7 protein-coding genes and 2 pseudogenes are annotated in these 14,648 nt (G+C 58.9%); 5 read left to right on the top strand and 4 right to left on the bottom strand.

The features are described 5' to 3' along the window. Positions 1-13: 13 nt before the first annotated feature. Positions 14-1,717, bottom strand: a complete 1,704-nt coding sequence (locus DV706_RS18280; protein WP_006067187.1) for a sensor histidine kinase — start codon at positions 1,715-1,717, stop codon at positions 14-16. A 321-nt stretch (positions 1,718-2,038) separates the two neighbouring features. Here DV706_RS18280 and DV706_RS18275 point away from each other — a divergent pair, with 321 nt between their 5' ends. Further along, complete coding sequence (locus DV706_RS18275; RefSeq protein ID WP_006067186.1) at positions 2,039-9,451, top strand: GLUG motif-containing protein; 7,413 nt, start codon at positions 2,039-2,041, stop codon at positions 9,449-9,451. Positions 9,452-9,964: 513 nt separating this feature from the next. Continuing rightward, positions 9,965-10,372, top strand: coding sequence for a metal-dependent hydrolase (locus tag DV706_RS18265; RefSeq protein WP_240756895.1), 408 nt, complete (start codon positions 9,965-9,967; stop codon positions 10,370-10,372). Between the two features lie 98 nt (positions 10,373-10,470). Here the strand turns inward: DV706_RS18265 and DV706_RS18260 are convergent, their stop codons facing one another. From DV706_RS18260 to DV706_RS18250, 3 genes are all read right to left on the bottom strand, one after another. Beyond that, positions 10,471-12,267 carry an SWIM zinc finger family protein gene (locus tag DV706_RS18260; protein WP_006067184.1) on the bottom strand — a complete coding sequence of 599 codons (1,797 nt, stop codon included), beginning with the start codon at positions 12,265-12,267 and terminating at the stop codon, positions 10,471-10,473. Then, entirely contained in the window at positions 12,257-12,814 is a 558-nt protein-coding gene (locus DV706_RS18255) for an IS1096 element passenger TnpR family protein (RefSeq protein WP_006067183.1), read from the bottom strand. Before DV706_RS18255 ends, DV706_RS18260 begins: the two co-directional genes overlap by 11 nt. Before the next feature lie 363 nt (positions 12,815-13,177). Beyond that, positions 13,178-13,747, bottom strand: coding sequence for a hypothetical protein (locus DV706_RS18250; protein ID WP_006067182.1), 570 nt, complete (start codon positions 13,745-13,747; stop codon positions 13,178-13,180). A gap of 26 nt (positions 13,748-13,773) precedes the next feature. Here DV706_RS18250 and DV706_RS18245 point away from each other — a divergent pair. The 3 genes and pseudogenes from DV706_RS18245 to DV706_RS18235 form a co-directional block, all read left to right on the top strand. Then, positions 13,774-13,920 (top strand): annotated as a pseudogene (locus DV706_RS18245) (RNA-guided endonuclease TnpB family protein); the annotation flags it as partial. Between the two features lie 85 nt (positions 13,921-14,005). Beyond that, a complete protein-coding gene (locus DV706_RS18240) occupies positions 14,006-14,281 on the top strand; it encodes a hypothetical protein (protein ID WP_006067180.1) in 276 nt (91 codons plus the stop codon). A gap of 169 nt (positions 14,282-14,450) precedes the next feature. Continuing rightward, positions 14,451-14,645, top strand: a pseudogene (locus tag DV706_RS18235) (ATP-binding protein); the annotation flags it as partial. Positions 14,646-14,648: the final 3 nt, after the last annotated feature.

Below are 14,648 nucleotides of genomic sequence, written 5' to 3'. Positions count from 1 at the left end.
AGAGAACGACCGTTCACGGGGCGTGTGGAAGCGTCTTGACCTCGAATCGCGCACCGCCCTTAGAGCCATCGGTGACCGATAGTGACCAGCCATGAGCTTCGACAATTGTCCGGACGATCGCCAGCCCATAGCCGGACCCACTCCCGGTCGACACCCCAAAGGCAAGGAGATCCTCACGCCGACCCGCGGGAATCCCTTGCCCGTCGTCTTCGATATAAAATCCCGAAGCGGTTGACAGTCGCCCGATTCGGACAGTTGTCGCTCCCCTCTGCCCGTCGACCGCATGCTCCGCGACGTTCGCAAACAGGTTCTCGAATGCCTGCTTGAGCCGACTCGCGTCTGCACGTAGCGTGTCGCTCGAGTCGACCGACAGGTAAAGATCGCTGGTGTCGACCACCTCCCACGCCTCCCGAGCGACTGTTTCGAGATCGCAGTCGGTCGGCGTCTCCACGTCGGTGCTCTCGCGGGCGAGCGCAGGAAGGCCCTCCGCAAAGGCCCGGAGGCGACGGTGGACGGCTTCGAGATCCGACAGCGACTGGTCGACCTCGGCCGACGGTGACTCGAGGTCCGCCCGAACGAGATGGAGGAGGCCCTCGCCGGTCGCCAACGGTGTCGCCAGATCGTGTGAGACGACGCCTGCGAGCCGTTCGAGCTGTTCGTTTTTGGCTTCGAGGCTCTCCTGTTGCCGCTTTTGGAGTGTGATGTCGGTCAGCGAGAGGATACAGCCACGCGGGTCGCCTTGGGTGGCCGTCTCGGTGCCTCGGAGGCGGGCGATATACTGCCGTGGCGTGCCGTTAACCTCAATCACACACTCCATCGCCTTCTCGAGTTCCGGATGAAGATCCCCAGCTTCGAGCAGCGGTGCCGGGAGAATTGTCGTGAGATCGCGCCCCTCGATCTGGTCGCTGTCGGCGTCGACTAACCGTCGTGCGGCACGGTTGGCATCCAGCACTCGGTACGACGCGGTGAGGACGAACACGGGATCGTCGAGGGTGTGAAACACCCGTTCGTGAGCAATCGGGACGAATCCGGTGAGTTCGGCGCGCTGGACGATCACCGCCAGCGGAATGCCGATGATGACGAAGACGACGGGCGTGAGATCCGCTGTCGGAATCGGCTGGAAGCCGAGATGAAACAGGCCGTTGGCGAGCCACGGCGCGCTCAGACAGGCAAACAGGACCAGCGACTGGCGTCTGTACAGCCGGTTGTTCGTGACCGTCTCGCCAATGATGAGGCCCGTTCCGATCAGGAGCAAGCCGTAGGAGTAGACGACATTGATCCGGTGGCCGATCGCGGGCGGCGTCTCGAGCAATTGGACCCCGTCGACCGTCCGGACGAACGTCTCCGCGTAGAAGTACGAGTGATACGGGGCGGTCCAGACGAGCGCGAGAACGCCGGCGGGAACGACCGACAGGAGCACGACCCGTCGCCGTGAGAGCCACGCGTCGCGATCGGTGTACTGCAGGGCGAAGACGACCCAGACGATTGGGGCGGTGACGACGGAGAGATACGACAGTTGGATGAAAAGCAGTAACCACGCTTCGGTCGAGGCCACGAGATAGCCGACGTAGGTTGTTGCCCAGAGGCCGATAACGAGGAGAAACAGGCCGAACGTGAAGGCGGGCTGTCGACGGTCGTATTTGGCCAACAGCGAGACGGCGAGCAGACCACCGACGAGTGCCGACCCCGAATAGGCGATCAGCCCGGAAACGTACATGACTCTGTGAGTGTCTCGAGCGTCGGGCAGTACCACTCTATCGATTCCGGTCACCGTAGAGACACGTCTCAGAGATGGGTGACAGGAGACCACGCAGTGAGCGAGCCGCCGCCATACCACCATCCGCTGGTATCTAACTTATGCCGGTTGTATCAGTATCGATGAACAAGTGATGCGATCTTATTCAGCGGTGGAATGCGTCGGGTGTTCTCAGCCAGAGCCCGTTTGGGGCTCGAGGTGGGCCGTTTGCCAACGGAGCAGCCCACGGACGTTGACTGACCAAGCGCGCCGAATTGATGCGATGTCGAGTCCGGAGGGGCAATGAGAGGGATTCGGTTTACAGCGGTTCTTGCTGTGGCTGTGGTGGTACTGACGCTCGCGGTGGCTGGCGCTGCTGCCGGTCCAGACGACCTCGATCCAGACGAGGATTTAGCGGGGAGTGGGACGGCTGACGATCCCTACATCGTGACCAATGCCTCGGAGTTGCAGGCGATACAAGGGGATCTAACGGCGCACTACAAACTCGGCAATGATATCAATGCGAGTGAGACTGCCGAGTGGAACAATGGAGATGGCTTCAATCCGATTGGTGACCGTTCTACTGAAGATCAGTTCGCCGGGACGTTCGATGGGGACGGACACGTCATCGAGGGCCTCACCGTCGAGCAAGGTGGTAATGCAGGACTGTTTGGTGGTGTAGGCGGTGACGATCAAACCGGTGAAGTTCGGAACGTCGGCCTCGAGAACGTGTCTATCACGGGGGGTGATAGGGTGGGTGGCCTCGTCGGGTTCAACGGGGGAGTAGTGACCAATTCGTACACGACCGGCGACGTCTCCGGCGACGGAGACGTGGGCGGTCTCGTCGGGTCAAATATAGGCGAGGTGAATAAGTCGTACGCGACCGGCAGTATCAACAGCTCTGAATCTGTCGGTGGGCTCGTCAGCTACAACGGCGGCGAGGTGAATAAGTCGTATGCCACCGGCAGTGTTGACGGCTCTCGCTTTATTGGAGGGCTCGTCGGCTTCAACAGCAATGACGGCGACGTGAGTGAGTCGTATGCCACTGGCAGTGTCGACAACGCTATTACTGATAACTTTCCTTATGTCGGGGGGCTCATCGGCTGGAACTACGGCGGCAATGTGAGTGGGTCGTATGCCACCGGTAATGTAACGCTCGACGGCTCTGGTTCTGTCGGCGGGCTCATCGCCAACAACGATGGCGACGTAAGGGATTCGTACTGGGACACTGAGACGACGGAACAGGACGATAGCGATGGTGGTGAGGGGCTTTCGACGGAAGATATGACCGGCGACCGCGCTGAAAACACCATGTTCGAGTTCGGCGACACCTGGGGTATCGTCGACACTGACAGCGACGACGGGCGTGAGGTCTCGTATCCGTTCCTCGTCGACAACGAGCAGGACCCGGCACCCGGCCTGCAGACGATACCGTTCTACGCTGGCGGTGACGGTTCGATATCGAGTCCGTACAAGATTATGGACTGGCACGAACTCGACAATGTCCGTGAAAACCTGGATGCCAACTTCACACTCTCGAACGAATTGAACGGGACGACGGCTGGCTACGACGAGGTGGCCAGCGAGTCCGCAAACGACGGCAAGGGTTTCGAGCCGATTGGCAACAACAGCGATAGGTTCGCCGGTCACTTTGATGGCTCCGGCCACTCGGTCTTGGATCTGCACATCGACCGTAGTAGCGATAATTTTGTCGGACTCTTTGGTGCGATCGATGGTGGCACAGTTGAGAATGTCGAGGTAGTAAACGTTACAATCGACGGTTCTGCTTATGTTAGCGGACTTGTTGGTCTGAACGTAGGAGTAGTCGCTAATTCGTCTGCCGCCGGCAGTGTCGAAGGCACTGATAGTGTCGGTGTCCTCGTGGGCGACAATCGCGGCGAGGTGCGTGAATCGTCTACCGCCGGCAGTGTCGCAGGGATTACTAACATCGGCGGACTCATCGGTATTAATCACGGCGAGGTGCATGAATCATCTGCCGCCAGTAGTGTCACAGGCTCCGACAGAGTCGGCGGACTCGTGGGCGACAACATCAACAGCCAAGTAAGTGAGTCATATGCTACCGGTACTGTCGATGGTGGTGACCGCGCCGGTGGACTGGTTGGAAGAAACCTCGGCCCAGATGCGGTGGTCAACACATCATACGCTGTCGGAGATGTTTCAGCGGAACAAAATCCTGATAATCCCGGTGGACTCGTGGGCTCGAACGAAAATGACGCGACCATCGAGGACGCCTACTGGGACATTGGAACCACGAACCGGTCCGAGGCAGTTGGGAATCCTGCAGCCACCGAAACTACCCTCGTTGGCTTTGGGGAGATCGGCGATACCGAGCCAGCCGCCGAGATGCAGGGTCTCAACGCTATCTTCGAGATGCATCGCTTGGATTTCGACTCGACATGGTGGGTCCGGATCGGTCCTGACGACTACCCCGGACTCAGAGCGCTGGAGACGGGTCTCGACCCGACCATCGACGTTACGAACGAACCGGTGAACGAAGGTGAAACGCTTACGGTCGACGTGACCGTCACGAACACTGATTCCACCGAGCGCACGCAGGCGGTGACGCTATCGGTTGACAGAGAGGCGGTCGACGTCGAGACAGACCTTACGGTTTCGGGTGATGAGAGCCAACAGGTCTCCCTCGAGTGGAAGACAGACAGCGGTGATGCGGGCGAACACGACATTGTGGTCGCCACAGCAGACACCGCAGACGTTGCAACAGTCCAAGTGAACGAAGCCTACAATGTGAGTGGGACGGTCGAAGATACGACCTTCGAGACAGGTATCGGAGACATCGAAGTAACGGTTTCCGGCGTTCCTGGCGAATACACCGCCGAGACTGATGAAAACGGCGAGTACACCGTCAAAAACGTGCCAGAGTCGGATGAGAGCTACGACGTGATTGTCGATCAAGAGGGGTGGGACAGGGCGTCAACGACCACAGCGGTCAAAGACGAGAACGTGACCGGCGTGGATCTCGAGATCACCGGTGATGCGCGTGATTCCATTACGCTCAGAGATGGGATAACGGACGAACCGCTCGAGGGAACGACCGTGAGGCTCGAAGAGGGAACATGGGGTATCGTCGAGAACGCATTCGTGGCCGATGAGGATGGCGAGATGGAGATTGTGGTCCCTGGTGACTTTACGTACAGCTACACGTTCTCGCAACCGGGATACAGGAATGCAGAGATCCCCTCCCGCCCGTTCGAGTCTGGTGATGGAAAGTCGGCAAACTATGTGTTAGCCGGTAACGCCGAGATTACCGGCACGGCCACTGACGAGGTCACGGGAGCGGGTATCGAGGAGGCGACCGTCACCGCACAAAAGGGCACGGGAGCCTACACCGCGGCGACGAATGAAGCGGGAGACTTCACCGTCGAGAACGTCCCCGGCGGCCACGACTACGACCTGACCTTCGAGGCGGACGGCTACAATGCAAACTCGAGCGTCGACGTTACCGTCAGCGACGGAGCCACAGCCGAGGTCGACGGAACACTGTTGGCCGCGCCGTTCTTCGCCGTCGAGATCACGGAGACGAACTCACCGGTACCGGTCGGCAGGACGCTCGAGGTGAACGCGACCGTCACGAACCGAGGCGAGAGTGACACGCAGATGGTAACGCTCAATGACACCGGTTTCGACGACCAACAGCGGGACGACCGCGAACTCACACTCGAGCCTGGCGAATCCGAGATCGTCACCCTCGAGTGGCAAACCGCCGAGAGTGACGTCGGCGAGGGTGCGGTGAGCGTGGCAACTGCGAACGAAAGCGCCGACGTGGTGGTGACGGTAGAATCAATGTACGCGGGGGGCAACGGTATCGAAGACGACCCCTATCAGATCGAAAACTGGTACCATCTCCACAACGTGCGCAAGAATCTGGATGACAAGTTTGTGCTGAACAACGACCTCAACGAGAGCACCGCGGGCTACGACGAGGTTGCAAGCGAAACGGCCGACGACGGTGCCGGCTTCGAGCCAGTTGGCGAGGACGGAGACGAGTTCACCGGTCACTTCGATGGCGACGGACGCACGATTTCGGACCTGTATATCCAGAGTGACGAGAGCCATGTCGGCCTGTTCGGGTACGTCAAAGAGGATGGCACAGTCGAGAACGTTGGGCTCGAAGACGCCAGTGTCGAGGGCTCTAATAGTTATGTCGGCGGGCTCGTCGGTTTGAACGTAGGCGGGACGGTGAGTGAGTCGTATGCCACCGGGAGTGTCAAGGGCTCTGAATTTGTCGGCGGGCTCGTCGGCTACAACTTCGGGACGGTGAGTGAGTCGTATGCCACCGGGAGTGTCAAAAATTCAGGTAGTTATGTCGGCGGGCTCGTCGGCATTAACGACTTCGGCGGCGAGGTGCGTGAGTCGTATGCGACGGGAAGTGTCGAGGGCTCTGACTCTATCGGCGGGCTCGCTGGGGTAAACAACGAAGATGTCGCGGATTCCTACTGGGACATTGGCACGACAACTCAGGAGGAACCAATCGGTGGCGGTAGTGATGGCACGAACGTTGTCGGCTTTGGCGACACGACCGACGCGGAGCCAGCAAGCGAGATGCAAGGTATCAACGCCACCGGGAACATGGCTGCCCTCGAGTTCCCAGATGGTGATGGAACGTGGCACGTCGTCGAAGGCGACTATCCCGCACTCGCCTGGGAGGACACCGACCCGTTCTTCGATGTGAGTATCACCGAAACGAACTCGCCCGTCGTGGGCGGAGAGACGCTCACCGTGACGATGAGCGCCACCAACTGGGGAGCAGACGGAACTCAGCTCGTCACGCTCACCGATACTGGCTTTACCGACGAGCAACAGGACGACAGGGCAGTCACGCTCGAGAGTGGCGAGTCAGCTGAGTTCACCCTGGAGTGGGACACCGACTCCAACACCCACGGCGACGGTGACGTCACCGTCGAAAGTACGGACGATCAGGACACCCAAAACGTCACTATCGAATCCGCACCAGCCGACACCATCAACGCCGACATAACTACAAACGATGTGGTAGCAGACGGCGTCGACGAAGTCGAATTTACGGTCACGCTCGAAGACGAGTTCGGTAACCCGGTCGAGGATGCGACCGTCGGGGTTGACGACGCCGAAGACATCGACGACGTCGATGGACTCGACGCAGAAGATACCGAAACGACAGACGCTGCCGGGAAGGCAACGTTCACAGCGACTTCAACCGATAGCGGCGAATTCACCGTCCAGTTCGGCGAGGAGAACGCTGGCAGCGATACCGCCACGGCGACGTTCAAGGCTGCCGACGCCGACTCGCTGTCGATCGTCGGCGCGCCAGAGTCGATGACTGCGGGTGAGTCGGTCACGCTCACGATCCAGGCGACGGACCGGTTCGACAACCCGACAGCAGCGCAGGAGCTCGTCGATTTCGAGGTCGTGTCCGAACACGACGGCGAAGTGTTCAACGACGGTTCGCTCACTCTCGACGGCGACGGGAACGCGACGGTGACGATGGTCGAGGGCGAGATCGCAACTGCCGCTGTCGACCACACGGTGACTGCAACGGCCGCCGACATCGACGGGGACACCGTAGACATCGACGTCGGTGCAGCCGATGCGGAGACACTCGAGAGGCTCGACGCACCCGATGCGATGACTGCGGGTGACTCACTCGAGTTGGTGATCGACGCGACCGACCAGTACGGCAATCCGGCGACAGATCAGGAACTCACCGACGTCACTGTCGACTCCGAACACGATGGTGAGGTGCTCAGCGGTGCCTCGCTTTCCCTCAACGACAGCGGGCAGGGGACCCTGTCGATCGCCAACGGAGAGGTGACGACAGCCGATCCAACGCATACGCTGACGGTCGCCACCGAGAGCGGAATAACCGAGGGCGTCGACCTCGAGGTCGCCCAAAGCGACGTCGAGACAGTCGAACTCGAGCCCGACGACGACCAGACCATCACAGCCGGTGGAACGGTCGAATTCGATGCGACCGCCTACGACGCGTACGACAATATCGTCGAGGACGACGAAACCGTATTCGAATGGGAAAACGCTGACGACGGCACGTTCGATGAAACGGTCGCCGGCACCTACAGCGTGATCGCCACACTCGACGATGTCGTCTCCGAGTCCGTTACCGTCACGCTCGAACCAGCAGACATCGAGTCAGTCGAACTCGAGCCGGCAGACAGGCAGACGATCACTGCTGGGGAAACAGTCGACTTCGACGCAACCGCGTTCGACGCGTACGGCAACCTCGTCGAGGACGATAAGACTGCCTTCGCGTGGCAAAACACCACCGACGGCACGTTCGAGGAGGCGACGGCTGGCACCTACGACGTGACGGCGACGATTGACGGCGTGAATTCGGACACCGTGTCCGTGACGGTCGAACCGGCCAACGTTGACTCAGTCACGATCGATCCCGACGCCGGCCAGCAGCTCGAGGCGGGCACGGAACTCGAGTTCGACGCGACTGCGTACGACGCATTCGACAACGTCGTCGAGGAGTCGAACGCTGGATTCGAGTGGACAAACGCGACCGCCGCTGGGGTGTTCGAGAACACGACTGCTGGTACCTATGACGTGACTGCAACGATCGACAGCGTGACGTCACCGCCGACAACCGTGACCGTGCTGGCGCCAGCGAATTTCAGCGTCGCCATCGATGACTACCCGACTACCGTAGTCGAAGGCGACTCTATGGATGTCGAGGTAACGATCACCAACGCCGGTGACCTCGAGGGAACCCAAAACGTCACCCTGTCCGACTTCGGCGGTGACGAGGTCGATACCGAATCGATGACGCTGGGTGCTGGCGAAAACAGTTCGAGGACACTGGTCTGGCAGACCGACTCGAGTGACGTTGGAGAGGGGACAGTGACAGTCGCAACCGACAACGAGAGTGCAGTCACGGAGACGATCGAGGTGGAAGCGGCCCCCATACCCACCAGACCCTCCCAGAGCCCCGCGTCGTTCGACGTGACGATCGACACAGTCACTGACAACGTGACTGAAGGCGAGGAGGTCACAGTCAACGCGACTATCGACAACAGTGGCCAACGCAGCGACACGCAGGAGATTACGCTATCCAATTTTGAAGGTGACGTCGTCAATACGACCGAGGTGTCACTCAGTGGTGGCGAACAGACGTCACTCTCTCTGAGCTGGCTTACTACTATCGGGGACGCCGATGAGGGCTCACTGACCGTCGGGTCGGAAGACGATACGGCGACGACCGACGCGATCGTGGTACTCGAAAAACTTGATCCCGCGTTCTTCGAACTGACCGATTTCGAGGTTCCGTCCGAGGTCGAAGCCGGCGAGACATTCGACGTGAGCGTCGTCGTAACGAACACCGGTGACCGCGTTGCAGAGCAACCGATAGTACTGTCGATCGATGAGGCAGGTATCGAGGAAACCACGTTGCTCACGCTCGAGGGCAGTGAAACTGAGATGATGACGCTCGAAAACGTCTCGGTTGACAGTCCCGGCGTCTATACGGTGGAACTCTCCTCAGACGATGTCAGTGTCTCTGGGTCGGTGACGGTTAACGATGGAGCGGGTGATGCAGATGACGAAGCCAGCGATCAGGACGACACCAGTGATCAGGAAGATGGCCCGATTGATTCTGATGGCCTGCCAGGTTTCGGGGTCGTTCTCACACTGTTTGTGTTGCTCGTCACCGCACTCTTCTCTGTCCAACGGCGGAAATAGTAACGTCGTCGTCCAGATGTAGGGTCGGTAACTGTTTTGACACAACTGGTTCAGACGGAGACTCTTGTCGTCTTGACGATCGTGTGTACCTTTTGTATGTGTTTAGCCCGAGCTGATTTCGGTACTTTCGGTAGTTCCCATCGAGTCAACGGATAGTTACAACTGACAGGGGAAGAGCGTGTGGAGGCGTGAGAGTTCTTCTGTGCGGTTCACGAAAGCGGCCATAGAGAGTAGACAATTTTGCCAAATATGATACTTTGTATAATCGTACTCCAGAGTATCATACCTCAAAGTACTGTATTTGAACGTCGGGTATTGACAAGTACCGATCGAAATATGGGACCCAGACAGAGTGTCATACCACCTGACTCACGGAGAGAGTCCCCGCCCTTTAGGGCGTTGACGGGACGTGAAGGGCGAAGCCAACGGTGAACCCGGGTTCTGGGGCAACGAAAAAACGGACGAGAACTCCACACGTACATCCACAACAGATCGTACTCCGTGGAACGGAAGTTGCAACGGTCAGTTCGTGGGTCTACTGATCGGTTGATCGTTCGGAATCCTTCCTGGCCGACGGACGCTCGGCCGTTCCGTGTTTTTGCTCTACCAGTACTGCCAGCCGTCTATCTCGTCGCGCTCCGGTTCGAGCGATCCGATGTCGGAACGGCGTTCGCCATCGGACACGTCTCTCACCTACTCGCGGATATCCCACCGGCTGCTCTTCTGACAGCCGACGGATCTGCACTCACCTTTCTGTTCTGGCCCCTCCTCGAGCCACCCGCGTACGAATCAGTGGACGGCATTTCGGCCGGTTTCATGCAGTACTCGATGGGCTGGTACGAGTGGGCGCAACTCGGCCTCGCCCTTGGTGCGCTCATCGTCTGGTATCGTGACGGAATGCCTAGAGTTGGCTATGTATAGCGGAGCGTCACCTATCTCGCCACAAAGAGCAGTGTGAGGTGACCTCTTCCTCGCCGTAAACAGCAAGGAGGTCACACCGGTCCAACGGCCGCCGTACTTCAGAACTCCTCAAGCAAGTCGTCCAGCATCGGTCGAAGCTTGTACTTCTGATAGTGCTCATCCCGCATCGTTTCGACGTACTCGCGCCATTCATTGAGGTCGTTGGCTGCCCTCGCTGCCTTACCGGCGCGTCTGAGCCAGCGAACAGCCGTCCGGTAGCTGTCGTGCTGGCCCTGTTCGATGATCGGTTCGGCTTGGGATTTGGACGTGCTGATCACCCACTGAGGTCGCTCCTCGATGACAGCCTCGACCACGGGTTCGATGACGCTGGTGCGCTCCGTTCGGTTCGCGAGTTCGATTGCGTCGTCGTACTCCTCTTCGCGGATGAACACTTCCACAACTTGGGCGGCTCTGGTGCCACCTGAGCTTTCAGTGCGAAGGGACTCCAGCAGGTCGGCCTTGATCGGTCCCCAGTCGTCGGCGGCGAGTTCTGCCACGGCCTCGAAGGTACTCACTGACGGACTCGCCTCGAAAGCAGTGATAGCTGCCTCGAGCGCGAGTTCGCGATCGCCTGCACTGGCAGCTCGGTTGCGTAACCACACTGCCAGCGTGTCTTTTCGGTAGCCGTCGAGTGTCAGGCCGTGTTCGGCCACTTGCAGAGCCGCCTGTGTCTCGTCGTTGGCACGGAGCGCCTTGGCCAATTCGAGTGCTGCATCCGGCGTCGAGAATCGCTCGATGGCGTAGTCGATTGCCTCCTCGATTCGATCTTCCTGGACCAGCATTCGCGCGAACGCTCGAGTCTGGCCGGCTGCCGCTGCCAGATTGAGATACTCCTCGATACGATTCTCTCGGTCGAGGATCGATAGCCGGGCAGTCACGATGTCGTCGCTGTACCAAACATCGTTGTCGTCCCAGAAGTCCCCCTCGCCGAGGTCACCCGCCATCGCCTGCTGGACCCGTTCGTCATCCCAGCCCTGGGCTGCTGCGTCCGCTGCAGCCAAAAGTGTCGATTCGCCGCCCATGTAGTAGTCGAATTGTCCGTCCCACTCAGAGAGGCGTTCCTCCCAGTCATCGTGCTCGGATTTGGTCAACTCAGCCGTCAGAACCGCTTCGATGAACGCCTGGCTGAGGTCATCAATCACCTCAAACACACGGGGGACATCGTAGGGCAAGAGGTTCGCCCACCTGCCGCTCGCGAGTTCGTCCGTGATCGCTGCGAGCACGTCGAGTGCGGTCTCGCCGTCACCGGCCTCGATCGCCATCCGTGCCTGTTCGAGTAACTCGTCCAGCTCATTTGCCATACGTTCTGCCTCAGCATAGGCATCGGTGTGCCCCTTCTTGCCCGGTTTCGGGAGTGCGTGGTTCACTTGGCGCCGTATCGATTCGGTATTCACTGACACGGCGGTATCGGTAGTCGCGTCTCCCATGGTGGTGAGACGAGTTTCGATGACATTGGCAACCTCTGGACGGTCCGCGGCAAGTCCAACGAGCAACTCCTCGAGTGTCTCTCGATCTGCGTCGGCGATCAGTGTCGAAACCGGTGGCTGTTCGCGAACGCTCTCGGGGTCCCGAATACAGGTCAAGAGCACAGCAACCCGGTGTTTACAGATCCCACTGTGGTCGTACGGACAGGAACAGTCGGTACGAGCGACGCCAGTGTCGTCGAGCTCGATGGTGACCGTGTAGGGCTGATACTGGCTCCCCTCGACGTCAGCCCGGACTGTTTCACCGCGGCGAACCACGTCACTGACTGCTCCCCGTTCGTAATAGGTCTGTCCCCGCTCGTAGGATTTTGATCTGGCAAGTTCTCTGACAGTCGCTTCCGTCAGGGTAGGCCATTCACCGTCACTCGTCATACTCGGGATACTGTGGTGGTGCATCGCCCTGCTCGTCGACGACGACTGGCTCGCTGTCGAGTGAGCCCTCACGGATTTCCTGCAGTTCGATGTGATGTTCCCAGCCGTCGCCGAAGTCGAACTCGTAGAATAGCGACTGTGATTGCTCGAGATCAAGGTCGTCGATGGTAGTTTCAGCGGCATTGCCTTCGTCCGGTGGATTCTTCCGGATGTCTCTGAATCGGTCTTTGGCTTCCTCGGGAACGTCGTCAGGGACAGCCTGTTCGATGAACTGATCAATGTCCTCGTCATCCATCGGGGGCCAGCTCTGATCGCCGCTGTACATCTGGGGATGAACGTAGCTCCGAGTGGCGATCCCGTGTTCGTCGCGGGTACGGAACGCATAGGCATGTGTCTCCCAGCGTTCGAACGCTTCGAAGATTCCCTCGTGAAAGTCCGCCAAGGTCTGTGACCCATCGACTTCGATATCCCGCCAGACCTCGGACTCCGGCTCGAACTCCAGCGGTGGGTTCGGCAGTAGCCACACACGGAATCTATAGCTCGTCATGGCTGTTGCTTCTTCGTCTGGCCTTGTAGGCGTTCCTCGTGAAACAGCCATTGACCACCTCCCGCTCCTGAAGACCTGTCTCTTACCCATATGTTCGCGGTGTTCCAAACAAGCGTTTTAGACGGTCGCAACTTCGATTTGCGACCGGAAACTCGAGGTGAGGATCGATTCGGGTGGCAATCTCAGCGGAGAGGGTGGACGAATGCAGATATTCGATATCGTCGAAATAGATCCTTAAGGCTGGTCAGACCCGTGAATACCGGGAGTTGTGGTTGTATTCACCGATCCGTTCTCTCACTATAGCGGCTCCATTTGTGGGTAAGAGACAGGCCTGAAGACGCGGGTATGCGCTCGCACTATCTATCAGTCTAAGTCTATGCCTGCACGCCGCCGGAACTCGCGTTCAAGGACTGCCAGCATCTCGTCTAGGTGCTCCTCAGGCACGGTGGTAAACGCACTCCGATACATGTCTTCTGTAGCAGCCAGTTGCTCGTTGAGTACGTCCTCGGGATCATCAGCGTCCTCCGCTCGAGCGATCGCCTTATCCCATATCTCTTTTTTCGGCAATCGTTCGAACTCTGCGTCGACGAGCAACCCGGGATCGAAGTGGAACTCCCGCATCTGTTCTCTCACGTCCCATTCGCCGGTCGTGTGGTCGTAGGTGTACTGCTTGCGGACGTGCCACCGTGCAGGCGTCGGCATCCCTCTCCCACCTGGCGACGTCGCGAAGAACGAGCCTGACGGGTGGCGCTCAATCCGGAAACTGAACGATTCCTCGTTGATTGCCCACCAACTGCCTCGAGACTTGATCTTCTCAACCGTTAGTCTGTCCGGCAGTGGGATGTCATTCTGCTCGAGAAACCAGACGATGTCGTCACGGTCTGCGAGGTCCGGCAGGTCCGAGTCGTCGTGATTGGGATCGAACTCGGCCATAACGGCCGTTCGTGCACCTCAAAGAAATCAGTACCGCCGTCATCAAACTCGACACCCCCGGTGGAGCCGACGCACTCCCCCACGAGACCGTCGAGCAGTTCAAACACTGTGCCAATACCGCAAGCGAGTGGTATTGGCATGGCGACGACGGTTACCACGTCACCTCGAAAGCCGACCGCCGCTCGCCACCGAAACCAGCATTCAACTCCCCTTCCCCCCAGCGGTGATCTTATAACTTGTGAGGGATTGATCACAACAGTGACCGCCACTTCGTTGAGTGAGTCGCTCCGAAAGACGCTCTCGCTTTTCGAGGAGTCCGGAGCCCCGTTGACGACGATCGAAGTGGCAGATCGACTTAGTCTCGATCGTGAGAGCTCCCACGAGCGCCTCGAGCGCCTTGTCGACTACAATGAACTCGAGACGAAGAACGTCGGCACGAGCGGGCGTATTTGGTGGCAACCACGATTGTCACCGAAACCATCATCGTCAGACCGACGTGAGCACGACCTCGAGGATCGTGATCGCTTGCTTTAATCGAGCAGACCGAACTCAACTGCAATCGCATTCAGGTGCAGCCGAGATCAGCGCTGCTAACACTGTTCTGGACGACAATTTCAATATCTTCTTCATACTGAATCTGGGGTTTCAGATTCCAATCCGCCGAAACGCACAAGTCATTATCGTACGAATCATTATGTAGAGTATGACCTTCTACGACCGGGATGACGAACTCGCTGCACTCGAGACTGCGTTCAATTCGCCCGGTCACGATTTCTACGTCGTCTACGGGCGACGCCGCGTCGGGAAAACGGAATTGCTCAAAGAATTCTGTACTGACCGTCCCCACATATATTACCTCGCAGCTCAGGAAGCCGAACACCGCCAGCGTGAGAAGTTCGGT

Source organism: Natronorubrum bangense, assembly GCF_004799645.1.
GTDB classification, from domain to species: Archaea; Halobacteriota; Halobacteria; order Halobacteriales; family Natrialbaceae; genus Natronorubrum; species Natronorubrum bangense.
The sequence above is the reverse complement of the archived record's forward strand: the minus strand, read 5'-3'. Positions and strand labels throughout refer to the sequence as shown.

Excerpts from the sequence above, each read along its gene's own strand:
- DV706_RS18260 (WP_006067184.1), bottom strand. The coding sequence starts at position 12,267 with ATGACGAGTGACGGTGAATGGCCTACCCTGACGGAAGCGACTGTCAGA.
- DV706_RS18255 (WP_006067183.1), bottom strand. The coding sequence starts at position 12,814 with ATGACGAGCTATAGATTCCGTGTGTGGCTACTGCCGAACCCACCGCTG.
- DV706_RS18275 (WP_006067186.1), top strand. The coding sequence starts at position 2,039 with ATGAGAGGGATTCGGTTTACAGCGGTTCTTGCTGTGGCTGTGGTGGTA.
- DV706_RS18250 (WP_006067182.1), bottom strand. The coding sequence starts at position 13,747 with ATGGCCGAGTTCGATCCCAATCACGACGACTCGGACCTGCCGGACCTC.
- DV706_RS18280 (WP_006067187.1), bottom strand. The coding sequence starts at position 1,717 with ATGTACGTTTCCGGGCTGATCGCCTATTCGGGGTCGGCACTCGTCGGT.